At 38.6% G+C, this 1,210-nt stretch carries 1 protein-coding gene; it reads left to right on the top strand.

What is annotated here, in order from left to right:
• Positions 1 to 187 precede the first annotated feature (187 nt).
• Entirely contained in the window at positions 188 to 1,171 is a 984-nt protein-coding gene (locus GQR46_RS19890) for an IS110 family transposase (RefSeq protein ID WP_165742254.1), read from the top strand.
• Positions 1,172 to 1,210: the final 39 nt, after the last annotated feature.

Genomic DNA, 1,210 nt, shown 5'->3' on the forward strand with positions numbered 1-1,210 from the left:
CTTGTATCTCTCATTGATAAATGATTAGCTATCGTTTATCACATCGAAGTCAGTGAGCTTGCCTGTGCGTCTAGTATTTAATACTGCTCCGTAGATAAGGCCCTGACTTTCTATTCTCAGAAACTGAATGGTATCCAAGCACACTTTTTTTAAGTAGATGCTGTATGTACAAGGGGAGTAAGTAGAGATGATGTTTATCGGCATTGATATTAGTAAAGAGAAGATTGATTTATCGTGGTTGAGAGACCAGCTTACAAACAAAATTAAAACAAAAGTCTTTAAAAACAAGCGTCAAGACTTTTTAGCAATAGAAAAATGGCTTTTAAATACAACTAAAAGCGCTGCGAATGAGCTCGTTATCACCCTCGAACCAACAGGTGTTTATCATGAGGCGCTGATGTATTTTTTACACGAGCAAGGCTTTAATATTATTCTAGCGAATCCCGGTAAAGCTAAAAAGTATGCAGACGCTTTAAACATAATTCATAAAACAGACAAGTCTGATGCAACGATGCTTGCCCATTACGGCTGTGCTAAGCACGCAGTCGTTAGTTATTGGCAACCTGATGCATTAGAAGTTAGAGAGCTTAAAGCCCTTATCCGTCGTTTAGATGCGCTTGAGAGTAACCGACAACGAGAAGCGAACCGATTAGAAGCAAGTGAATTCAGCAACGTTTCCGCGCGTGTTTGCCAATCGATAAAAGTGACTATCGCGTTTTTAGATGACGAAATTAAACAGCTTAAATCTGACATTGATAACCACATAGATAATGAACCTGATTTAAAAAGAAACAGGAAACTACTAGAGTCTATCCCTGGCATTGGGCCCGTATTATCGAGAGAGCTGACGTATTTATTTGCGGCTAAGAAATTTAATAAAGCCAAAGAAGCGGCGGCTTATTGTGGATTAATCCCACGGCACAATGAATCGGGTAAATTAAAAGGGCGAACATCAATCAGTAAACTTGGGCCAGCCAGAATTCGATGTAAACTTTATATGGCGGCCATTGTCGCTGGGCAATGGAATAAAACAATAAAACGACACAAGTTAACGTTAATAAATAATGGTAAAACACCGATGCAAGCTGTGTGTGCAAATATGCGAAAGCTCATTCATATATGTTTTGGTGTAATAAAAAACCAAGAAGCGTTTAAGCTCCAAGAAAGTTAAATACGACCTTGAAGCTTAAAATGAGAGATGGTATCTACA

Origin of the sequence: Pseudoalteromonas sp. Z1A6 (genome assembly GCF_011378745.1) — a bacterium.
Taxonomy (GTDB): domain Bacteria; phylum Pseudomonadota; class Gammaproteobacteria; order Enterobacterales; family Alteromonadaceae; genus Pseudoalteromonas; species Pseudoalteromonas arctica.